At 56.9% G+C, this 22,628-nt stretch carries 17 protein-coding genes; 5 read left to right on the top strand and 12 right to left on the bottom strand.

The window, feature by feature from the left end; translation table 11 throughout:
* Positions 1–107 precede the first annotated feature (107 nt).
* The gene (locus tag I6F09_RS25575; RefSeq protein ID WP_225129998.1) at positions 108–635 is read right to left on the bottom strand and encodes a hypothetical protein; all 528 of its coding nucleotides are present in this window, start codon (positions 633–635) and stop codon (positions 108–110) included.
* 600 nt (positions 636–1,235) lie between these two features.
* Between I6F09_RS25575 and I6F09_RS25570 the strand changes: the two genes are divergently transcribed.
* Positions 1,236–2,081 carry a DUF3616 domain-containing protein gene (locus I6F09_RS25570; RefSeq protein WP_225130002.1) on the top strand — a complete coding sequence of 282 codons (846 nt, stop codon included), beginning with the start codon at positions 1,236–1,238 and terminating at the stop codon, positions 2,079–2,081.
* Between the two features lie 340 nt (positions 2,082–2,421).
* Here the strand turns inward: I6F09_RS25570 and I6F09_RS25565 are convergent, their stop codons facing one another.
* The 7 genes from I6F09_RS25565 to I6F09_RS25535 form a co-directional block, all read right to left on the bottom strand.
* Positions 2,422–2,904, bottom strand: a complete 483-nt coding sequence (locus I6F09_RS25565; RefSeq protein WP_225130004.1) for a hypothetical protein — start codon at positions 2,902–2,904, stop codon at positions 2,422–2,424.
* Positions 2,905–2,935: 31 nt separating this feature from the next.
* Positions 2,936–3,649: a hypothetical protein gene (locus I6F09_RS25560; protein WP_225130006.1), complete on the bottom strand. Its 714-nt coding sequence runs from the start codon at positions 3,647–3,649 to the stop codon at positions 2,936–2,938.
* A gap of 81 nt (positions 3,650–3,730) precedes the next feature.
* Complete coding sequence (locus tag I6F09_RS25555) at positions 3,731–5,014, bottom strand: hypothetical protein (RefSeq protein ID WP_225130008.1); 1,284 nt, start codon at positions 5,012–5,014, stop codon at positions 3,731–3,733.
* An 804-nt stretch (positions 5,015–5,818) separates the two neighbouring features.
* On the bottom strand, positions 5,819–6,631 hold the full coding sequence (locus I6F09_RS25550; protein ID WP_225130010.1) for a S1/P1 nuclease: 813 nt from the start codon (positions 6,629–6,631) through the stop codon (positions 5,819–5,821).
* 2 nt (positions 6,632–6,633) lie between these two features.
* Positions 6,634–7,641, bottom strand: a complete 1,008-nt coding sequence (locus I6F09_RS25545; RefSeq protein WP_225141986.1) for a DUF3616 domain-containing protein — start codon at positions 7,639–7,641, stop codon at positions 6,634–6,636.
* 43 nt (positions 7,642–7,684) lie between these two features.
* Positions 7,685–7,873, bottom strand: coding sequence for a hypothetical protein (locus tag I6F09_RS25540; RefSeq protein ID WP_225130013.1), 189 nt, complete (start codon positions 7,871–7,873; stop codon positions 7,685–7,687).
* A 71-nt stretch (positions 7,874–7,944) separates the two neighbouring features.
* A complete protein-coding gene (locus I6F09_RS25535; protein WP_225141984.1) occupies positions 7,945–9,762 on the bottom strand; it encodes a phospholipase D-like domain-containing protein in 1,818 nt (605 codons plus the stop codon).
* 523 nt (positions 9,763–10,285) lie between these two features.
* Between I6F09_RS25535 and I6F09_RS25530 the strand changes: the two genes are divergently transcribed.
* From I6F09_RS25530 to I6F09_RS25510, 4 genes are all read left to right on the top strand, one after another.
* Complete coding sequence (locus I6F09_RS25530; RefSeq protein ID WP_225130017.1) at positions 10,286–11,608, top strand: hypothetical protein; 1,323 nt, start codon at positions 10,286–10,288, stop codon at positions 11,606–11,608.
* A 13-nt stretch (positions 11,609–11,621) separates the two neighbouring features.
* The gene (locus I6F09_RS25525; protein ID WP_225130019.1) at positions 11,622–13,007 is read left to right on the top strand and encodes a caspase family protein; all 1,386 of its coding nucleotides are present in this window, start codon (positions 11,622–11,624) and stop codon (positions 13,005–13,007) included.
* A complete protein-coding gene (locus I6F09_RS25520; protein ID WP_225141980.1) occupies positions 13,004–14,380 on the top strand; it encodes a hypothetical protein in 1,377 nt (458 codons plus the stop codon). The genes I6F09_RS25525 and I6F09_RS25520 overlap by 4 nt, the downstream gene beginning before the upstream one ends.
* 366 nt (positions 14,381–14,746) lie before the next feature.
* Complete coding sequence (locus tag I6F09_RS25510) at positions 14,747–15,109, top strand: hypothetical protein (protein ID WP_225142084.1); 363 nt, start codon at positions 14,747–14,749, stop codon at positions 15,107–15,109.
* A 365-nt stretch (positions 15,110–15,474) separates the two neighbouring features.
* Here the strand turns inward: I6F09_RS25510 and I6F09_RS25505 are convergent, their stop codons facing one another.
* The 4 genes from I6F09_RS25505 to I6F09_RS25485 all read right to left on the bottom strand — a co-directional run bounded on the left by I6F09_RS25505 (position 15,475) and on the right by I6F09_RS25485 (position 22,418).
* Positions 15,475–17,715, bottom strand: coding sequence for a DEAD/DEAH box helicase (locus I6F09_RS25505; protein ID WP_225130023.1), 2,241 nt, complete (start codon positions 17,713–17,715; stop codon positions 15,475–15,477).
* Complete coding sequence (locus tag I6F09_RS25500) at positions 17,684–19,006, bottom strand: ATP-binding protein (protein ID WP_225130025.1); 1,323 nt, start codon at positions 19,004–19,006, stop codon at positions 17,684–17,686. Before I6F09_RS25500 ends, I6F09_RS25505 begins: the two co-directional genes overlap by 32 nt.
* Complete coding sequence (locus I6F09_RS25495; protein ID WP_276573870.1) at positions 19,003–21,351, bottom strand: TerB N-terminal domain-containing protein; 2,349 nt, start codon at positions 21,349–21,351, stop codon at positions 19,003–19,005. The genes I6F09_RS25500 and I6F09_RS25495 overlap by 4 nt, the downstream gene beginning before the upstream one ends.
* A gap of 776 nt (positions 21,352–22,127) precedes the next feature.
* Positions 22,128–22,418, bottom strand: coding sequence for a hypothetical protein (locus tag I6F09_RS25485; RefSeq protein WP_225130029.1), 291 nt, complete (start codon positions 22,416–22,418; stop codon positions 22,128–22,130).
* Between the last annotated feature and the right edge of the window lie 210 nt (positions 22,419–22,628).

Below are 22,628 nucleotides of genomic sequence, written 5' to 3'. Positions count from 1 at the left end.
ACGGGCGAACGCGATTCTTCCAATAATCCTGGCGCTGCTTCCTACGAAAAACGGGCTCGGATACGAACAAGTCCGGAGCAGCACATGCTGTGGCAGATCAATAGAATTTAAGCCGTCTTGTTGTTTTTAGCATGCTCATCCTTTTCAACCTTCTCAGCCATAGCTTTGGCCCGTCGATACGCGTCGAAACCATAGCAAGCCCAAGCCACGATCCGGGGGATAGGGCCGGTTGTTGCGTAGGTCGCAATCTGGCGTCGACTGCGTCCAAGATGGGCCGCAGCCGCCTCTTGAGTCAGGTTGTTGCGCGCGAGAAAAGTTGCAAACTCCTTGGGCGTAATGATCTGCTCAGCTAGCGCATAGATCATATCCGCCGACATCGTGAGATCATCGCCACCATCCCAAATGACCGCGTCCCCATCGTTGTCGACAAGGCGCGCCGTCAAAAACCGGCCTTCCTCACGAAGCGGTTTGTAGATTTTGTAACTGAAGATTATTGGACTGATATCAATAGCATCCTCCCGCCCGGCGCGTGGACCATCCGCCGACTTCACGGCGATGGTGTAGGGAGCGAAGGGCTTAATCGATGCCATGCGAGGAAGCGGAATTCCGCTATCGATAGTCTCATTCTCGCTCATTTAGCCTTCTCCACTCTGCTGCCAGAAACGCTCGATTTTCCGCCTTCTTTGCGCAGGCGATTACTTCGTCTAGATCCTTCTTCGATGCCTTCCCTAATGACACTTAGCGTCACCAAATCGATAAGTGCGTTCGAATTCGGCCCTTTGATGTGGAAAAGAGGCGGGTTATGGTCTCCCGGATAAATGTATATCTTACCGCTGAACTTCGTCGAGCTTTGGCCGACCTGCCTGGCAACGCCCTCTTTCGTGGTCAAGTGGCTCACTATGAGAAGAACGGAATTCCATCTGTTGTCACATCGTTCGACAGAAAGGGCTGATTCCCAGTGAAATGGTCAAATGGTGCCAATATGCGAGCAACGTGCTCGAGGCTTTCATTGGGAACTCCGTTTCCTCATTAGACTTCACTCAAGCATTGCCGCAGACGTCCACGCTCAAACCGTCCCGACAGTAAAGCCTGTCGCGGGCCCGTGGGAAGCCGGACAATTCATCTTCCCGTCGCATGCCAACAAAGCACGGAAGTCGCTCAGCGGAATAGCCTGCAATACAGGGGCCGGCAGCCCCTGCCTAGTCGTTTTCGACGAGGGTACGCTGGCGCACTACGTGGTCGTCTCGTCCTCGGGCTATGTGATCGACAATGCGGCTGTACCGCTCCGATCCTCGGACGAGGAACTGGACGCAGAAGGGGCGACCACCGACGGCAAATATTTCTACGTTACGGGCTCCCATTCGGCAAAACGCAAGACCTGCGAGAGCAATCCGGGGAGCCGGCATGTTATCCGGTTCGCTATCGACCCCACGAGCGGAAGGGCAAAACTGGATACCTCGCAGCACTTCGCCGACTACAAGGATACCGACGCCCTCTGGCGTTTAATGAGCTCCCTACCCGCATTGTCGGACAGCATCGGCGAGCAGAAATGCCTGAGAACCGAGCCGCCCGAGAAGGCTCCCAACCTCAAAGGGCAACGAGGCGTCAACATCGAAGGCGTCGCAATACGGAACGGGACTTTGCACTTCGGCTTTCGCGGACCGGCGAAAGATGCAAGAGCGCCGATCCTCTCGGTAGATGCCGTCGCACTATTCGAATCCGACACACCGAAGGCGGACGCCACGTTGGTCGAAGTCGGCGAAGGCCGCGGTATAAGGGATCTGGTTCAAGTGAATGACGGCGTACTGGTCCTCGCTGGCCCCGACGACGATGTCGCCAATGAGAAGGCCGGTTGGATCCTGGGCCTGTGGGATGGCGTTCACGCCGACGTGGCGAAACTGAAAAACGTTACCGGCCTTGGACTCGATGATGTCAAGCTCCGCAAGTGCGACGATGAGCTCAAGCCGGAGGCGTTGGCGGTGTTGCGAGACGTCAGCGACGAATATGAGCTGGTAATCTTGGCGGATGGTATGTGCGACGGCGGACCTTTGAAATTCGTGATCCCACGAAAGCCGCACTAAACTCCGTTCTCGACTGTAAGGGAAATGCCAAGAGCTGGGATCGACGCCAAGATTCCGACGCTTTGATCACGTTGTCCTATCGAGAGGACGCCGCGGGGTCGCGGCATCAGATTTGGCAATCCGTCCAAGGCCGACGCGACGAAAATGCCAGTTAGCATCACCTGGAGGACGCGGCTGTGACTGGCGTGGCACAATTTATTCCAGTCACCCGCGTTTCAGTGCAGAAAGTGCCTATCGCATGTTTGCCGAACGGCAAGCTGAAATAGTTAGCCATTCAGGCGCTGTCGCGAGCCGTTAAGCTTGGCATGTTCAAGAGCCCTCAACCCATTATAGGCTCATCCTAACCGACCGACTCTATGCGGTCCGAAATCTTTTCCAGATACTGAAATGCGCGGCCAGCGTGTTCACGGGCCCGCTTCATCCATTCTGCGGATTGTTCAATGCGCCGGGCCTCGGGCGGCACTCCTCCGTTCGAGACAGTCAAAAGCTGTTGGCAGACCACCTCAAAGTCCTGCGCGAGATCGTAGATCAGATAGGCGACGTTATCCAGGGTAAGCACATTGGCGAAATACGGCTCTTGCTCGCCCTCCAGCTTCATCTCGACGAACGGCACGAGTACTGTCCGACCCGGCGCAGTTTCCTCACCGGAAGCGACTTTGCTCTCGTCTCCTGCGGCCTCGATATCACCGACCGAAAGGAGCAAGGACATAAGCGAATTTTTCACGACGCTCACATTGTCGAGGAAATCCCCGTACATGCGGATTGCGTCAGGAGTCCGCTCTTCGCTTTCCGAAGCGGCGTCTACGGCCCGGCTACTCGCCATCTGAAATTCTCCGATCCGAACTTACATCCCCTCAAACAGCCACGGCCTTGCTGAATGCAGCGGGTTCGTATTGGTTTGCGCTTCTGGTTGGATGAAGCAGCTCCTTGGCGTTTTGGACCTGCTTCGCTCCCCCGTGTTTGATTGGATGCGAGGTCACTGTCGTCGGCACTCCGACTCGCTTGTGATTGTGTGCTGGTGTTTCTCTTTCGGCGATTAGCTTGGCGGCTCGCAAGCCGACCGAGGTTAGACTGAAAGCCGCGTGCTTACCGAAACTGGTACGCCGGATAAGACCGGCAACCGTCATCATATTCAGCACTCGTGAGAGATTTGCCTGTCCAAGACCAAAATGGCGCAGCAGTGCTGCCCTGTAGATTCGACGATGCGGCTCACGGAAAATCTCCATGAGGATGTCGCGGACATGCTCACGCTGTAACACATCCGCGGATGACAGACGCTCGCCCGCAGTAATGGATTCAGAGACCAACTCCTTCAGCACACTGATCTTGTCTGCAAAGGTCTTGTGATCGACCTCCAGATAAGCCCCAGTTCGCGCCATAATCTCGTGCCAGCGCCGCAATTCTTCGTCTCGCCGGCCGTCGGACAAGCACTTCCAAGTCCAGGCGCGGAGGGCTCGGTAGATGCTTTCAGCCGCACGGGCGCCGCCGTCGGTTAGGGCAGCACGAATGATGTGCCGCGCTTCCTCGGGAGAGGCATCGCCTAAAGCGATATCGTCGAAAGCCAACATGGAACCGTTATCCCATCTAAGGTTTAAGAGATCGTTTTACAACGTTTTACACCCGATTTGGTCCCGAAGTAACCCCATGTTTCATTCTGAAACAAACTGCCATTTCGTAAGTGATTTCAAGGAATTGACGGAAATGGAGGCGGGAGACGGCGGCAGGGGCAGGACGTAGCCAAGCTCCTTCTGTGACGCCAAGCGGGCGTCCGTTTGCTGCACCACGAGAGCGCGGGCACCCGTTTTTGCCTGCACCTCCGCCGCGACGTTGAGGTGAGCGACCATAGTGGACTCCTCCCCCATAGATGGCACAGCGAAAAAATCTACGGGCAAGGTAAGGTAAGGCGATGTCATCGAGGCCCGATCGCAGAAATCTCGGCAGATGGCCAAGCCGATCAGTTGGCTGTCGGTAATAAGGACGGGGATACATTCCCCCGATCTGATATCCTCCAGACGGCCCTTTTCATCCCGAGCCGGAACAATTTTATCGAATGAGCGGATCACACGTCCGTATCCGTCCAAGACCGTCGCTCGGTTGAAATAGCCTACATCAGTCTCTTCATGCCAGCTTCCGGCGAGCAGCCAGTGAAGAGGGAATTCATCATCACTGGCAATGGTGCGCTTCCGTAAGAGGTCGCAGATCTTAAGTCGCGTGGATTGATCGATTGTCAATTCCGGCCAGACGATGCCTGCACACCCATTCGACATCGATTGGTCGATCTGATTGTCCAGGGTTTCATCGATATCGTCGAACGTGACGTTTTCGGCGATGAAGTTGCCTTCGCGAGTTTCGCGAGTGAAAAGCTGAAGGTTGGAGAACAGCGAGGCCGCAACTCCCGACTTCTCGCCAGCTTCCCGTAGGTCTATGCGGATGGGGACGACTTCGAGACCACCTACCTCGGAGGGAAGTAGGCGATGCCTCAGTATTCCGCGTTTGAGATAAGGTCGCCCAGCGAGCCGAGAGTCCTGCAAGTTTCGCGGGCGAGGCACGACGAGCATGTTGGTCGAAGGACAACGCCACTCATCTAGCTCCGAATCAGGGTCCCCAAAATCCGTCCCGGAGGTCGTGTACAGGTATTCATCGACTGCTCTAATCTGGCTCCCCAGAGAAAGCATCCAGTCCTCTGGGGATAGCGAGCGCGGCGTCCAGCGATGAGTGCCGCGCGTCATCGTCTCGATCCGCCGGCCAGTCAAATGTTTTAGGGTCGCTTCTGAAAGTCGCTCGTAGGCCGCGAGAACAGGGATTGGCGCCTCACACGCAAGCAAATGCAGTCGGCACAATACCGTGGTAAGCGGCTTCTTTTCTATCGAAGGTGCAGCAGCAATTTCCGCCTCGAGATTGCGTGCCTTATCAATCCATTCCTGAAAATTCATGCGCCGACTGGTCACCCCCCCTTGCGACAATGCTAGGGCTTTTCGCTTCGCGCAAGCTCCGCCGCCCTAGTAATTTCCCTAGGCGGTGGACAACCTGAACGTGACGGGGGCTCGCTTCGGAGGCTAAGTTCGAGTCGAGCGTTAGGCCGAAGACGGTCAACGCTGCCCCGATATGACTGCAAGCCGTTATCGGAGCCAGAGCTTAGCCAATCGCGACCGCGCCCAATCGGTCGTCGACTTCGCGAATCCGCACTCCTAGCCTCCCTGCCAGGGGCTCAAGCACACCCAAAACCACCTCCCTGAGGTCCCGATGCGCGGCATTTTCATAGATGAGCAGTAGCGAATCTAGGGCCGGTTGAGACCCGTGAGCCGCGATCATGCGCAACCGAACCGGACGCCCCATTATAGGAGCAGCGAGAGACGACCAATTGCAGGAACGAAAGGTCGAGCAAATGTTGCCGGTCCTGCAAGGTGTAGCGCTTAATTCCTGGACCTCCATTTCATCGGCCGTGTCGATCAAGCTGGACATTGCATCACGATCGCCGTATCGCGCAGCAAATATCAATAAGCGCCTGCGGAGAAGCTCCTCTACATCTCGATCGTCAGACAGCGAGCGGAGAATCTCCACCTTTCGCGCGCCTGGAAGCGTTTGGGGATCGTTGACCGCGACTTGGAGTTCTTCGGCATGAAAAGGGTACCCGATTCATTGCAGGCTGTGCAGCACTTGGAAGCCCGATCACCCGCCCGAGCGAGGCCTGGGCCACGTCGGCCCTAGGGAAATCCCGAGGTACGGGGACGGGTGCCCTACCGGTCAGCAAAAACGCTGTCGAGGAGCCGACTAAGTCTGAATCCCGCCTTCTGAAGCTGTTGCTTTACAATAGGAACATTGACGGCAAGGTAATCCTCACTGACGGCGACCGTACCCTCCGGAAGGTCGCAAGACGAGCTATGCATAACGCAATAACCAGTCTTGACTGACTCAGAGATGGCAAATGACTCGTTCGCCCAGTCGCGAGGTTCGGACGAGCTCCACTTCAGTTTCATCTCCGGGGTGATTTCGTCGATGAGCTCCGATGCAGCGTCGAACACATCGGATCCAACTGCCTGCACGACTAGACAATTATCCCACGCGCTGTGCAAATTACCCGAACATTCTCCTCGCACACGAATGTTGTTTCCGCCGCGATCGTCCTCGAATGACACATGCAATGGCTGATGAATGTCTCCCACCCAGTGACCGAGTGACTTCAGCGCAATGAGCCTATCCACCGTTTTCTCGTGTCTCGAGTTGACTAATTTCGAATCGTTCAGGATGGCTTTCAGTACGCAGCTTGGCGCCAACGGGCAGTCATCCGACGTGAGCCCACGCGAGTCTCGTGGAAGGTTGACGAAGTGGTCTTGAGTACGAATGCGCGGATGGTCGGGAAATACACAAGACTCGGAAAAGGTGTCGAACTCCGTGTCTGCTCGGATGAGCTTGCGAACCGCGGCACGCGTATCGGGCAGCGCCAGTCGATAGGCGATCTCGCAGACGATTTTGTGTCCCTCGTCGCCCCACGCCGAAGCGCTGGTGCAAAACGCAAGAAGAGCGATAATTGCTAAAGGTATGCGGCGCATCACTAAATCTCCCAACGCTCACGGTAAGGAACTTCAACAGGAGTTGGCGAGCCTTCCTTCTCGCTGTCGAAGAGGACGAGGGCTCTCAATTTGGACTTCGTTACATCTAGGGGAAGCACGGCTTCCGGTTTGCGCTTACCTTTGAACGGCAATTCGGCGAGGAGGCGAACCTTTTCGCTTCTTCCGTTCCAGAGATAGAGCGCATAAGACCCAGGCTCGTCCGCGGCCGGGCCTGCCAAGATCAGCAAGCTGCCAGCGAAGCTCGTCAGGTCGCGAACACCGCGGCCGGGCCCCAATCGAAGCCGAAACGTTTCATGCCGATCGTCTCCCCCTTCAAATAAAGCTTTCGCCCCCACCGACAGCACGACCGCCCGATTCCCGCTTAGGACGGGCCCTCGAAAGCCGACGAACAACTTGCCACCTGGCCCAAACGCTAGGCCCTCGATGGTGAGGCCGTTCTTCTCCAGACGCTTATCCATGAATGGCCGAAGTGTCCGATCGGCCGCGATAATATCCCGCAACCTTGCGGACCTATCGACGCCCGCGCCATCCTCCCGAAATCTGACGATTTGGCTGCTCGCAGCGATCCTCGCTCGGATCTCCGCAGCATTTGCCTTGGATTTCAGCTTTCCCTTCTTATCGCGCGGATGGCCGTGCGAACCGATCACATAGTAGAAACCATCTGCGAATGCGACGGCCTCGCCGTCTAGCTCGAGCGCTTTCCCCTCAAAACTGTTAGCAATTAAGTCGACCGGTTTGCCAACAATGATCTCTCCATCGTGAACCTCCACGAACTGCGCATGCTGTACGTTGTCGTCGATGACGACGCATAAACGAGGAAAGCCCTGGTCAGTGGCGCAGGCCATCCCACTTACATCCTCGGCTTTCTCACCGTCCTTCCCGAGCAATCTGCCGTCAACGTGCCAAGCGTCGCGCTTCTCCGCCAGCGCAGGCCCGGTAGAAGCGGCAAGAAGTAGCGCGAGCAATCCCGCTCTTCCAATGAAACTCATTGGACTTCTCCGACGTACGGCGTTCATACCCTCCGAGAATCCCTCAATCTAACACGATCGAGTAGGACGTCCCAAATCCGTCAAAGAGCTTCCATGGCTCTCCGTCCTTGAAGATTAGGGTCTGGTGTCCAGTGGCATTGGCGATGGCTTCCGCCTCATCATGGATCACAACGCCGAAATGCTTGAAGGCGCTGTCCCTGTCATCCTGAACGTAGAGAACATAGCTCGCCACGACCCTAATCCTTGTCCGGGGCTTCTGTTTGCGTGTCTTAGCTCGCTTCGATTTCGACGCTTTGGTCTTCTTCACGCGCCCCGTCTTGCTGCTTTCTTCTTTTTACCCGCTTTTGCCTTAGCCGTTTTAGTGGGCTTCTTTTTTGCAGCCGCCGCAGACTTTTGTCCGGCAGCCGCTTTCGCTTCCCTTGCTTCTTTTGCCTTAGTTCGTTTGGCTTTGGCCCGCTCGACTTCGTCAGCAAATATGTCTTTCGTATCCTCCGCCGCTTCCGTCGACCAATTCGCCCGCGGGTCAGCGAAAAACATAATTCGACGACTGCACTTGTAGTCGCCATCCTCAAAATACGGCGTCATCCAAGTCGGCGTTGTATCCAGCAACACCGCCTTTTTGGCAGCTTCGTCCTCTTCTTCATCAGCCATGGCCGCACGGTTGGCGCTCATTCGAAAGAAGAAGTGACGGAAAATACGATCGAACTCTGTGAGGTAGATGTCAGCGACACGGGTGTTGCCCCGGATGAAAAGCATGTTCTCGTCATTGGCCGTAAGGGAATTACCCGAGAAGTTCGCTGAACCGGTGCAAACGAATGGGTCGTCCGAAAGCGGGTCAATTAAGAGAAATTTTGTGTGCACGAAAAAGACGAAGCCTTTTCCGTCCTTTCGAGCCAATTCTTCGTCAACGAACCACTTCTCGAGCGGGAAATTGGGGATTGGCACCAGCTTTGTACCGCCCTCCCCTTCCTGCTTTTCGAAGGACTGCTTCGTCACCTTTCCGAGCACTGAGCCATTCGACATGACCAAGCGGCCGCGGCTACTGCGTTCCGCCTTGCGGGCATCCGCAGTAGCGGGCTTCTCGAGGAGAACGAAGCGCATTGAGTTCTGTTGTTTGCCCAAGGACCTCAGCAGTATTGGGTCGACGGTGAAGGCGGCCGTAAACATGCAAGACGTTTGCGCGTTCTCGATCCTCTTTCCGTACCAGTCGAGCAGGTTATCCGCGATCCTGGGCGAAAAGAATGCTGTGATTGGTTGCTCCGGGATGAGATTCGGCGGGTTCGGCGAGAGTTCGATGGCCGCTTCGCGCGCCGGCTTTCCGGTAGGGTTCTTGGAAAGAACCTTCCAATATTCGTGGTACTTCCGTGGGATCGCGGTTGGTTTGTTGCTCGCGTCAGTCACCACATGACCAACATTGGTCTGCCCCAGGAAACCAGACGGAGTGAAGTTGACTGATCCGGTCCAAACTGCCTTCGGACTTGCTTGGTCATCGAGCCAAATGATGAATTTGTTGTGCGGCGTTTGCGGGCGGGTTCGCTCGATCAGCCTCCCCGCAGGAAGTTTCACCTCATCGATGGCATCTTCGTTCGCCTTCGTCTTGTGGTAGATGATCTTGACGTCGACACCCCGAGCGATCGCCGCCTTGAGGGCCTTCAGCAGCGGAAGGTACGTAAATTCGTAGGCACAAACACGGAGCTTGTCGCCTTCTGGGACTTCGTTGATGAAGGTCACACAGGCTTCTTCAAGCCCCCGCGAAAGCCAGACTGAGGTTTCCTCAGAGACGCGATTCTTATCATCAACGGCGTTGTACATCTCCTCCGTCAGCGTGCGGTTTTGGAAAGTCACAGAGTACGCCCGGCTAGCGACTACCCCTCGATTGAACCAAACGCCGTGTTCTCCGTCGTTCTCCTTCTCTGTCCTGATTCTGACGGCTGCGCTATACCTCCGCTCAAGCCCGTCGATTTCACCGTACATCGCAACGATCGTGTACTCATATTCTGTGTCAGGGCGAGCTTCGTAGTCTGACCAAAGGAAGCTCTGGATCGGGTGCTGCAAAGTCGAATACTTCGCACTCTTTTCTGGTTTGGGCACCAGCTTTTCGAAATATTTGGTTCCTTGCAACCACCGGGTCTCCTGACCGTGCCTAGCCTGGAATGCGAAGCCCCTGAGGCCCTCCAGTCGCTCGGGATCGATATCGATTGCCATCAGTACGACGTGTGTACCGGCTATAGCCCGTACCCGCAGCGGACCATCGGTAGCTCGCTCTCTGCTCATGCCGTCCTGCCCCGTTTGTCCAATGTGCAACCTTATCGCGACTGGCTGACTTGTCGAGAGTGGAGCGCTGTTGAATATCGAAGCATCGCAATGCGAACGTCGTTTGTTGTTCGGACGTTGGAAACTGCGCCGTTTACGCACACTACTCTTGTGCGTCGGCGGGATACTGGGCAGGCAGCGCCCCGGGCGGGACAAACGAACTGGCGCCTCCAATACCAGCGAACCAACCTCTAGTTGCCAGTGGCATCCTAGGGATTTCCCTAGGTCGCAGGCGAGGCATACGCCGCTGAGCAAATTTCCGGGCTACATTTCAGATTGTCTATTGCTACGCTAGCCATTTAAGATGGACCAGCTATACGAGGGCCCGACAATGCCGCTTGTTTTCGTGCATGGCGTGAATACGCGCAGAGGCAACACCCCACAAGAGCAGCGGGTCTTCGATGACCGAAGCACATTGCTCCAGCAACAGCTGGCGCATGTTGCTTTTATCGATCGGGTAAAGACCGCCGACGGACTGAAAACATTTGCGCCCTACTGGGGAGACCTCGGAGTCAAGTTTGCCCGCAACTTCGCCAGCTTGCCCACGTCCGGCGCACAAACATTAGCGGTTGGCCAGCCGGCGCGTGTGGACTTGGTGACCTCTACCGCAGCAAAGTTGGACGGCGAACTCGTCAACAAACCCACCTTGAACAGCGATCCACTGTTAACCGTTGCGAGGGCCCGATCGTTGCCCGCGGCGGTGGACTTGCTATTCGCTGGCTCCTCGAACGCTCCAAAGGCTGGTCCATTAGCACAGGCACTGACAAATGCGTTGCCGGACGTGGCGCGGTTCTCTCTGGTAGCCGAGGCATACGCGGCTGCCAACCGCAATCCGTCCTGGCTGCAGACCGTCAAGAACGACAGCGAGTTTGTGGAAGAGCTATTTCGTTCGGTAACGGCACTTTCTGCAACTTCGAGCGAAGCGGCCACAGGAGCCAATGGAACAATCCAAACGTTGGCGATTGGAAACTCTGTTCTGAATTGGCTTAAGACCGGCGCCACCGCGATCAAGGATGCAGTGAGTGAAGTGACTAAGAACGTAAAAGACGCCGTGGGAGGTGCTGCAGTCGATGCAACTCGTGCAGCGTTCCTCGGCCTCTCCGAATACGTCCGTCCTTCCGCTTCCACATTCGCCGGACGTTTCGTGGGCGACGTGTTCACCTACATGGACAACCGACAACCAATTGTCGAACGAGTCATTGCCGCGATCAAGGAAGCAAACGCGGCCCGTCGCCCTGGCGACGAAGAACTCTATCTTGTCGGCCATAGCTTCGGTGGCATCATTCTCTACGACATTCTAACCCACTTTGCGAAGGACCTGCGGTGCGACCTTTTTGTGACCGTAGGTTCTCAGGTCGCACTGTTCGCGGAGATGGGGCGCCTAGCAGCGGCTAGCGAGTTGGCGGAGCCTTTCGCAAAGGGCGAGCCTGCTGATCTTCCTGCCGCAGTATCGCGCTGGATTAACGTCTATGATTTGACCGACTACGTTGGTTTCGCGACCAAGGGCGTCTTCAAAGACGTACTCGATTTTGAGTTCGAGACGGATGCTTTGCCAATCATTTCCCATGCCGCATATTTTGACACTCCCCGCTTCTTTGCCCGCCTGCGTGAAAGAGTAAAGGAGTTGTTTGAAGAAAAGGGAGCGCAAGTTTGATTTGGAGGCGCTTATGGCCCTGATCTGGGCCGAAGGGTTTACAGGCGAAAACGCCCTCGCTCCGGCTTGGCTGAAAATGAGCGAGGCCATAGTTAGACGCCGTAAACTAAAGGCCGCAGACGGCATTCCATTTCTCGACGCGAGCAAGGCCGAAGAGGATGCCGTCGAAAGATATACGACGCTTGTCAAACAAGCAGAAGAAGCTCTGAAGAAGGCTGCGAGTGACGGCAAGCCTAGAACTCACGTAATGATCGTTGGCGTCGGCGAATACGATTCAAAGGACATCATTCCGACGGTCACTACATCGGTGAACGGAGCCAGGAAATTCGCCGAGTGGGCACTGACGAAATTCTCCAAGGTTGACCGCCCGTTAGGCTCGGTCGAATTCCTATGTTCGGCAACACCAGAGCAGGGCGAGTGGAAACTGGAAGGTGACGCGGCCACGAAGCTCGGGTTTGCAACTACCTGTCCTGCGATGCCAGCCGAACCAGCTACATTCGAGAATATCCGCAAGCGGTTCGGTGAATGGTTGGACCGTTCCGGTACAATGCTGGAAAATGCCGCGATCTGGTACTTTGCCGGCCACGGCATATTCAAGTCCGAGCCGACGTTGTTCGCCCAAGACGCGCGGCTTCCTACCAACGACAAAGAGGGAGGCAACCTGATCGCGACGATCGCGAGCGCGACCTACCTACAAAACCGGAAGCCCAGCGTGCAATGCTTCTTCATCGACGCTTGCTCCGAGTATAACTTCGAGGCGATCGCAAACCAGCTCGAAGTGATAGGTCGCCCGCTCTGCACGCCTGTAAGCGGTGCCGCCATCTCGGAAAGAGATGCCTCAATCTACTTTGGCTCATACGCAGGCGGTAAGGCCTACGGAGACGCGAAAGACGCGCCCTTTTTCACGCAGGAACTCATACATTGCTTGACGCAGCGTGCTGGTGACCCAACGGTCGATGGATGCCCGGTGACTATGTCATCACTGGCAATTGCTCTAAAGTCGGCGGCGTTGCATCGCGCTGAGACGGAAGATAACAGCGGGATCATCTTCTCCGAAAGCAAGCCGGGTGTCGTCAACACGACAGGCGTTCTCTGCGATCTTGTCGGCCCCCCTGAAGTCCTGGTCAAGGTAAGGTGTAGCCTTGGCACAGCGATGTCAGCCGCAGATCTGTTCGTCGCCGAAGAGGCGCCAGGTGAAAGACGCCTAAGCCGAGCAAAACGGAGGGACGGGCCGTGGTGCACGCCCGTCCCCATCGGAAAGTGGACGGCGAATGCGGCTTTTGACACCGATAAATATGAAACCGGCCTTAAACCGTTCGAGCCGAAGCTTCCGGCTTCTGAAGTCATCATAGACATCAAGCGGCGCGACACAGGCAAACCGGATGGGGCGAAGCCGTGACCAGCTACATCGTCCGGATCACAGCTGAAAATGTGCCACCGGACCTGGCCGGCGCGCCCATAGCCGTGGAAGTGTTTTCCGAGGCCGGAAAGGCCGAGCGCGCGGCGTTGCGTCTTGCCGGCCGTCCTACAGACGTCGGCGTGCCGGGTCCAGGCTCCTACCTGGTGAGAACCGCTCTTCCTTCCGGGCGCATTATTTCGATCACCGTCGCAACCCCAGAAACAGGTACCAACGGACTAGCTATCGGCGAAGCTGTGCTGGACATGAAGGAAACTGACGCGATTGCAGACTTCTGGCGCGAAGCCGAGTCCTTGATGAAAATCGCAACCGCAATACAAGCGAGCCGTAAGCCCGGCGAGACCATGCCGCCTTGGCTGGGTGAGCGCCTCCGCGAGCTCGGAAACCGCGCACTTGAGAACATCGCAGAACTTGGCAGGAATGCGCTTACCCGCCTCTTGGACAGATTCCGCGGACAGGTCGTCATTACTGACGTCAGTTCGGCAGATCCGGGATCGCCGCGCATTCAAAACTCTGAACACCGCCGCACTGCACACGACGCGCATGCTGGCTCTCCGATTGAGTTGTCCTACCGCTGGGGAACGTTCGTTGAGTGGACCCCCGGCCGGACGCACTCAACATTGGTCTTGAGGAAAGGTGGAGACGGTAAAGTAGATGCTCAAGGAGAAATATCCGTTCCTTCTGGGATCGCGCCGACCAACTGCTTCTATGTTGAGATTTCCGAACCATCTAGCCACAACGCTGCTCTAGTCGTTTGGCTGCCCGGGCCCAAAGGAGAGGCGGTTAAGCTCGCGGCAAGTTCCGAGCTCGCCGCCTATCGGAGTGGATCCGTTTTATCCGCATATCCGGCCTCTCCTGAAGATGCCCTTGCAACGACGTTGTACGAATACGTACGTCAAGGCGCCATGGAGCGTGCCCGCCTGTTCCTTGATGATCTCATTGAGCGATTGCGAAATCCTCAAGACATGCCGAGTTCGAACACCAGCATTTTGGCGGCTTACGTTCTCTACAAGCTAAGGCACCCCTACGCTGATGAACTTATCCCGCGGCTGAGGGAAATGAATCCTGACCTGCCCGACGTGCATGTCCTGCAATGTGCGCAATGGATAGCTACCGGTAAGCAAGATAGTGTGCCAGACGAGCTCGTAACTGCAATCAAGTGCGGTATTCCGATCTACACTGAAGGGGTCAGGCTGCTTCGCGACAGCTCCAACTTATGCCGTGACCTCTTCCCTGATGATAAAAGGTTCGGCGATCATGTGCGGAAAGCTCATAGTGCGGCCTCGGCGGCCAATTTCGAATCCATGTTGACCTGCTTGCGGCTTGGCACGGACGTTATGGCGGAGTTTGTCTAGAAATGTGGTTTGGCCTGACAAGCTCGCGCAATGCCGCGAGAACCACGTTCGGTGACAAACCAAAGCCCAACCAGACAATGTGGAGAGAGGCGCCAGCGCCACCTTCAGCCGCGATAGCAATGCAGCCATGAACGGCAACACGCACCGGTCTATTCGGAGCTGGAATAGGCGAGTGCAGTCTGCCTCCCCCATCCCCCTCGCGGGCAGTGTCTCAGTTTGCCGACACTACCTCTCGCGGACCCACAGAGCAGCCCAACTGCCGTTGGGGGACGGAAGTTTTTAGAGCGAGATGAGCCCATACCGAAGGCCGATAACGACCGCGCTGATCCTGTTCGTCGCCCCAAGCTTTCTCTTTACGTTGCCGAGATGAAACTCGACGGTTTTCTCGGAGATCCGGAGAATCCCACCGATCTCCCAGTTCGTTTTCCCCTCTTTGCACCATTCGAGGCAGGCGACTTCCTGCGGCGTCAGGAGTGGATTGTCGGCGCCGGGCACTTCACAAGTGAACGACTGCGTCGGGACTGGGTCTGCACCGTCGTCGCAGGGCAGCGACTCTCCACCGAGCTGCGCGGCAAACGCATCGGCATGTATACGATGTTTCTCGAAGCTGGATTGGTGCGACGCAACGCAGCGCTGACCTTGGTACTCGATAGCGTCGGAGGTCGATATGTGAGATCGATTGGAGGGCATTCGGCAAGACACACGTTCTTTCGGCGATACCGCCGATAGGTCAAAAGAACTTCGGAATCCATGTAAACATCAAATATGCGCACAAGCTTAGATTGAGTTCGCCTTCAGACGCAATGAATTTCTGCTGCCGTGACTGAAAAGCACGCCTCGGTTCACGGCCGGTTCCCGCTTAAGGCGACCTCCAATCCTAACGATCACCCGCGCTGGTCGGTGGCCGATTGCGAAGCTGCCGCCCCGAATGGCGTGCGCCGGGGACCGAGGTCGAGGGAGTCAAGCTAACCGGATTGAGCTAGCTAAAGAAATTCGAATATCCCTCCCTAGGTCAGGACCCGGGGGCCGATCGCGGGAGCGCGCTAAATCAGCGAGCTTATACATTTTTCCCCTCCGCTACGCCTCGTTGTGGATCAGATACTCCGAGCTATGCCCGGTATCGCACCAATTTCGCAGGTATTCTGTCGGCCCCACAGCGTTCTTGCAAGTTCGACAGGGACCTGATCTTTGAACTTCCCAGCCGTGATATTCTGGACCGCCGAAGAAACCCGAACTACGTCTGCAGCAGTGAAGTCCGCCAGACTTGCGAGTTTAGATCTTGCCATCGCGACGGTCGTTTCGGATAGGGTCAATCCCAGATCATGCACGTGGCCGGGAAGACCCACCATAGCGGCGGCAGCTCCAAAAACCGCCGTCACCTGCGATCCACGCCACAGAAAGACGTGAACGTCCTTCTCCTCCTGAAGCACGTTCGTGGTGTCAAGACCTAAACCGCTGAAAGCCTCCCGGCCCTCCGCCAGCAAATCGCGCGCTCTTTGGTCCAGATAAGTGGGTTCGTCCGACGCGAGATAGACAGCCTTCATTTCTGCGGCTAAGCGATCGTGTAATCGCTCGCCATCCGCTCGCTCGAACCGTGGCACGACGCCGCCGGGGTGAGGCGCCACGAAAAGTGTGTTGGTCTTTTCGTCGAGATCTTGCACAATCCATCGTTGCCCGGCAAAAACGACAAGGCTATCCTTATGGACCGGGAACGATATCGGCAATGTCCCCAGTGTCCTCCCGGACACAGTAAGCCGCCACTCCTCCGCTGACTCGAATACGGCAAAGAAGTTGCGCGATTGAACGACTGCCTCTCCTTCGTTGGCCAGCATGATCGTGCCGTCGGGTGATTGCTCTATAAACCGGATCTCGTCAGATCCCAAGTGCTTCAACAGAAGCGCGAACTCTGCAGCAGAAATCATCGCGAAGGGACCAGAACCGCACAGCAACTCGTACAGTGGGCGGGCCCGTATTCCGCCGCGCTCGGCGATCACCGAAAGTATCTGGTGGACTAGCGTGGAGGCAACCTCGGGTACCTGCCCCGCCGGCTCGACGAATTTCTCGAGCAGGAGTCGGATGACGGCCACCGATCGTATTGTGTTCGAGCGTAGTCGGTCGATGACACCCGTATCCTGATCGGTGTTTGGTTCACGAATGTAGATTCTTAGGACCGACGGAGTACCCCTCCTGCGTCCCGTTCGCCCAAGGCGTTGACGTAGAGAGGAGAGTGATCTCGGCGCACCTATTTGGGCAACCGACTTCACCGATCCGATGTCGACCCCCAGTTCGAGGGTAGACGTACAGATACCGGTCGTCGGTAACTTTCCGTCTTTGAGGCGGTTCTCCAGCTCCTCGCGGATGGTTTTTGAAAGACTCCCGTGATGGGGGTAAAATTCGTTGGGCACTTTCGCCTTTTCAGAGCGCCTCCTGAGCCGATCCGCGGTCGATTCCACTGTCCGACGCGAACCGCCGAAAACAAGATTGTTGGTTCCTCTGAGTGTCGAATAGAGATGGTCCGCAATATCGTCCAGAGCTACGCGCCGGACTACCGCCTCTTCGGGAATGCCGCTCGCGCCTTCAGCGTGATCTGGGTCGTCCAGCTGCGGAGGCTCAACATAGCCGCGAACCTGAAGTCTGAGTTCGGGTGAATCCGACTTGGCTTCCAGGATTTCGACAAGCTGAGGCATCGTGGGTCGAAGCCAAGCGGCGGCCTGACCGAGGTCGCCTATCGTCGCGGAAAGCCCGATACGTCGCGCCGGCCGCGACGACACGGCATCGATGCGCCGCAACAGACTAGCGACATGGAGACCGCGAGGCCCCTGAAGAAAGGAATGCAGCTCGTCCACGACGATGAAGTCCGCCGAGCACAATAACCGCTTCGCGTCGCCCGGACGGCGGACGAACATCGCCTCGATGGATTCGGGAGTGATCAGCGAGATCCCTCGCGGGTCGGCCATTGCCCGTTTCTTCGCGGTCTGTGGGGCATCTCCATGCCACTTCACGACCGGAATGGCCATGTTTTCGCAGAGTTCATCCAGCCGCTTGAACTGATCGTTGATTAATGCCTTCAACGGGCTGATATAGAGGACCGAGAACCCAGCGAGCGCCCGATCGGCAACGCTCGTGAGAACTGGCAGAAACGCGGCTTCAGTCTTCCCTGCTGCCGTGGAGGCGGCGATCAAGATGTCGCGGTCGCCGTCCAGGACTGAGATGATGGTACGGGCCTGTATTTCCCTGAGCTCGTCCCATCCCTGATCCCAGATCCACCGGCGGATCGTCGGATGCAGCTTGTCGTAGGCCCCCTCAAGATTTGAGGCGGAGGCTGGTGAGCTCATCGTCGTCCCCGTTGTTAGGCGTCGCTTCCGCTACGTCGTCGGGTGCGTCTGGAGCGATCGGCACTCGTTCAAGAAGATCCTGCCACCGGCTGTCCGGGTTCTGCTCCAGTACCGACAGCATTTGAACGAACGATCTTATCGTCGAGCGCGGCGTACGGAAGTATGCGGCCCCGATCTTTCGGTCACAGTGCTCCATGAAGGCGGTAAGCGCATCGTCGGGAACCAGATACTTCGTAGGATCCCCGCCCGCAAAGACCATCCTGATGTTTCCGAGGAGCACAAGCAGATCCTCAGGCGTCAGGCTCTGCAGCCTGATCACGGGGCCCGACATGTCAACGAGACCGCCCGCAGCGAAGGAATTCTCGGCTAGCCGCGACTGAAGAGCTTCGTAACTGAACATGCCCCTGCGCGTGTCCAGAAGAAACTCTGGCGTACCACACATGACGAAACCGATGCCTGACGTATTTCCCTGAAGCGCATCGTTTACAATGTTGAGTACTTGCTCGTAGTTCTGCTTTCGCGCTTGAGCGCTCTGGAGCTTGTAGATGTTGGCCATCTCGTCGATCATAACGATCAGTCCCGCGTAGCCCGCGACTCTTACCAGGCATGCGAGCGATTTAAAGCTGTCGTAGAGGTTCTCGTCATCGATGATGGTCCGCACACCGAGATCTCTCTTCGCATCGGTACGGGTCGAATACTCACCACGAAGCCATCGGATAGCGTTTTGCTTGAGAAGCTCGTTCGATTCCTCGCTGCCCCGCCAGAATGCCTTCAGCACGGTCGCAAAATCGTACCCACCGGCTAATTGCGCAATCGCTCCGAGCTTTTCGTCGATCACCTTCTCGACAGATACGCTCTTCTCCGCCGCCTCCTTTGCGGCGTCAGTCACCAGGCGCTCGACGACACTTTGGAGAGCTCCCCCTTCAGGCTTGTTGCGCGTTGCCATATTGTTGACGGCCTCGGAATAGAGTGCCCGGGCCTGCCCCCCACTTGCCTGAATACGCCGATTGGGCGAGAGGTCGGCATGCATAGTCACGCATTTTCGCTCGAGCGCGATTAGCCTGACTACACTGGCAAAGAAGGTCTTCCCTGCCCCGTATTCGCCGATAACGAACCTGATCGCGGCGCCCGCGTCGGCAATGCGATCGATGTCCCGAAGCATCGCGGCGATCTCCTTGGCCCGCCCGACCTGGATGTGAGGCAATCCGATGCGTGGGACAACGCCGGCGGAAAGAGCCTGGATAATAGTATCGCGTTCGCGTGGACGGATCGTCTTGACTTGCTTGCTCATGCGGCCTTGGCCTTCATCTCGGCGATGCGTTCTCTCAAGTGCGCCGCTATCACGATTTCGTCTCCCTCTTCGATCAGCGGCTCGTCGAAGTGGTCGAACGACCAGTCATTGATGCGCTCAATTGCGCCGTCCGGCAACAGGCGGACCTCCTTGGCATGTCGCTCAAATTCCGTACGCGACATTGATCCACGAAGCTCAAGTAACTCGACCAATACGCCGTGAGGACCGTCCAATCCTTCCAAGGATTGATCGGCTGGGAGTGGAGAGGCTTGGACAGGAGGCGGGCCTTCGTCGGTAAAGATGTTGGCGAGCAAGGCGGACACAGCTTCCGTATCCTTTCGGGTCTTCTCCAAGCGGACCGCATCGATTCTGATGCCCGCCGAGGGAGGAGCCGGGGGCGCCTGCTTTGGAATGGGGATGCCTGCCGCCCGAGCCTCCTCCGTCAATGCTACCGGCTCGTCCTTCTCGGCGGCAGCGCGGTGCAGACCGGCATACACACGCTCCGTCGGCAGACCTAGCGACTTGTGCAGTCGCTCAAGGAACTTGACCTCTCCGGCATCGATATTCTGATTTGCGCCGATCACCGCGACCGCAGCCTCGGCTATTGCTTGCCGCTCGGTTTGACTGGTTTCTGCAAGTTTGCGCATGACCCTGTCGCGCTTGGGCGGATTGTTGAATGTGATGACGGCGAACGCGATCAGTCGGGCTTGTTCTACCCCCGATAGATCGCCTTCCGCCCTAATCCTTGCGATGGTGCGCTGTAATTCCTCGTACGATGCATCCCCGTCGGCCGCAGCGGCCAGGACAGCGACTTCGATCTGCGCTCGCATCGCTCGAAACGGCGCCCTGGCTGGATCCACCGGGCCGCCGTCAGCCGCCCGGAACACGAAAACTTGGTCGTCCGCCCGAGGCGCGCCGCTCCCGTATCGGCGATCGGGCTCTATTGCGATCCCAACGACATCCAAGGCGCCGCTCAGCGTATCCAGAGCGGCACTTGGTATTTTGCCTCCTTCCGGTATTTCGATCCCAGCCATCTCTAGGAGCACCTGTGCGGTCGTACTGCCGCGGCCTTGGCTTCCTACCAGGGAATCGATCTGGCGCCTGAAGTCTTCCACGGGACCGACTTTGGCCGCCCGTTGAAGATCGATAGGAAGAAGCGCCGCCGCGGCCATCGAATGCCTTGCTGCCGGTTTCCGACCGACCACACGGCTGAAGCTGTCGAGCTCGTTTGTGCAATCGTCTAGCAAAGTCCTCAAAATCTCTAAGTCTCGCACGAGGAGGCTCGCATCAGGCTGGCGCTGATGTTGTCCTGGAACGTCGATTTCGAACGCACCGCTCGCAGCACGATACCGCAGCCAGACGTTGCCCTTGGAATTCACGGCAAAGCCCTTGGGAAAGCGTGTGCCGAAACGCAGCTTCCACAATGCGACAAATTCTTCGAAGCACCTCACGGCCGGGGTTCTAAGATAGGTGTCCGGCATCGCCATAACCCAATAGAGCGCGTCGTCAGCCGAAACGCTCGGGGACGCTGCGAGCCGCTCGGCCAGATACAGACGCGTGGCGAGCTCCATCTCCGAACCGACGCTGCGTTCGGCAGAAAGGGGTGGCAACGCCAAGCGGATGCCGCGCGATATCCGAACAACGTTGAGGAATTTCGTGGCGTAGTTCTGGAAGGAATTGTTCGCACCGTAGATCGAAAGCAATCTTTCGACTTCTTGAATAACCGCGGGAACGTCTGACCCTTGATCTATGAACACGCGGTGCTCAAGGCCATAGAAGAAGAGAAACACATATCCAATGCCGTAGCTGGGATCTCGCCGTCCAGTACGCATCCAGTCCAAAAAAGAACGTCGGGCGGCCGGCGAGATTTGCTCGTACGATGGCCAATAAGGCATCGACTGACCATCGACATCGGGCTGCCGCGAGTACGCCGGCAGAGCGGGATTTATGGCATACTGCCTGGTCTCACCGTTCGGCCCAGCTATCAAGGCGCCGTAGTAGAACATGCCCCCAGAAATTTCTGCCTTGCCGAAGACTGCCCTTTCGCCCGCCGCCAACCACACTGCCGGCGACTCACTCGAACGAAGCTTGCTTATCGCTGGTGGCGGGCTTTGACCAGAACTCGGAAGCTCGGAATGCCCGTCGGAAGGAGAAACGCTCTGCGACCTGCCCCTCAGAGCGAGATAGAGGAGCCAAACGACCCCGGCCGCCAAAACAAACGCTCCTATTGCGGCTGCGTGTTGCACAACGAACCGGTAGATGGCCATAACGGCCGCCACCAATCCGCCGATCAGGATCAGGAAGATGGTTCCGGCGTCAGATGATTTACCCCGTCGTCGCCCCATGGAATTGTAGTCTCTAGCCCGCGCCCTGTAGCCTTCCTTCGCGCGACTCTTGCACGATGCACCACTCGCGGCAACAGCGTGGCGATAGTCAGTCACAAGGAGGGAAAGTGCCGTTCAACGAGGCTCTGTGCCACCCTTATTCGACCACAGAGCTGGTTCCGTGCCGTCATACGAAATCGGCGTAGCCGCATCAGCGCCCGTACACCCTAGGGATTTCCCTAGGTGCGAGCAGCACACTATGGGATCGCAAAAGCCCTGTCGGGCACCTAAGGCGATATCGCATAAACGCTTAGTCCCCGTTGAAACGGTGAATTGCGGTAGGCCTCACCTATGAGCTTAATCTCCAACGTACACTCGGCTGATCGCGCCGTCATGAGCGGATCCTCTCCTGGCACTGCCACCGCGCCGACCATCGAAACGATCCCGTATGCGTTGAGAAAACCGAGAGGAATGCGTACAAAGCTTCCTATCTGACCCGATAAACGCGGCCGTGAACAATGGGGCTCGTTGACGGCAGATCTGGCGAGAGCGTAGCGTAGACCGTCGCACCGACTACTCGTCTGAACGTGCGGCGCCGTATTCGCTATGCGAAAGGATCCTGTTGTGAGGGCCTTCAAAATTGCTGCGACGGTGTTCGATTTTCCTGCGCCGGTCGATCCAACGATTGCAGCATGTCGCGTAACAAGTTTATCCAGATCTAGCGTGGCTTCCAAGCTCTCTGAAGCGGAATGGCTACCGATGGCTACTGGAGCTGACCCGCTGGGAGCATAGATCTGCTAAGCGCGATCTCTTCGATGAAACGCGAAGGAAACGAATACTTGAAGAAATTGAATATTCTGACGGCTACCTTCACCAAGTGGTGCACGAATTTGAGACAAGGAAGGTGACTTGGTGTGATGCGTATTGTTGCATTTCATCGTCGTGCAAGACATTAATGGATTTTCGGCGAAAGTCAGAGATCTGAAGAGATTGAGGCTGATATTCAGATCATGCGTGACGCGAACGGCACCGTGGATCGCTTCGGTGCGTTCAAAACGATCCTCGGGAAAACTGGCAACCAACGGCACAAACGGGTTTCCGATATACGAGAGATGCGGGACATAGTTTTAGAGCTCCAGGGCCGATTATGCGCAGGTCGCGTGGTGCGCGAGTCCATCGACTGCCGCATCATCACCGAACGATGAAATGTCTAATAAGATCCAAGAAGATCGCGGTGTGCTTGAAGGGGTCGGCTAATGTTCGAACCACCGTCCGCGCGATGCGAATTCCCGAAAGCC

This window comes from Bradyrhizobium sp. IC3195 (assembly GCF_020193585.1).
GTDB lineage: Bacteria > Pseudomonadota > Alphaproteobacteria > Rhizobiales > Xanthobacteraceae > Bradyrhizobium > Bradyrhizobium yuanmingense.
Note: the sequence above shows the minus strand (reverse complement) of the source record. Positions and strands in the feature narration are given on the sequence as shown.